Annotated in this window: 1 protein-coding gene; it reads right to left on the bottom strand. The window is 43.2% G+C overall.

Translation table 11 applies throughout. The features are described 5' to 3' along the window. On the bottom strand, positions 1 to 426 hold a 426-nt coding region (locus tag A3738_RS10795; protein ID WP_197473806.1), incomplete at both ends, for a LysR substrate-binding domain-containing protein.

The raw sequence follows: 426 nt of genomic DNA on the forward strand, positions 1-426 counted from the left end.
GATGTAATGCGACATGTGGTGTAGATCGATATATCTCGGCTGTCATGATTTCATCCGTAATGTACGGGTTTCCCTTGCGTGCCATCACGACAAGATCTTCTTCAAATACATGTTCACAAATGAGTTCTTTGCTTTTGGGCTGTATGTAATCGATCGCAATATCTAGCTCTTTTAAGCGAATACGTTCCGTTAGGCTTGCGATTGAGTCGGCTTCAGGGTGAAGGTCAAAACAGATATTTGGTGCAACTTGTTCTAGATACTGAAAGAAAGCCGGGAATACGATGGATTCTGCGTATTCATTGGCTGCTATGGCGAAGGTGTTAGAAGCTGTTTTGGGGTCGAATTCTGCTTCAGGTTGAACTTGCTGCTGAATAGCAAATAAGGCATCACGTATCGGTTGTTTTAGTTCTAATGCTTTCGGTGTGG

The sequence above is a fragment of the Oleiphilus sp. HI0066 genome (assembly GCF_001635725.1).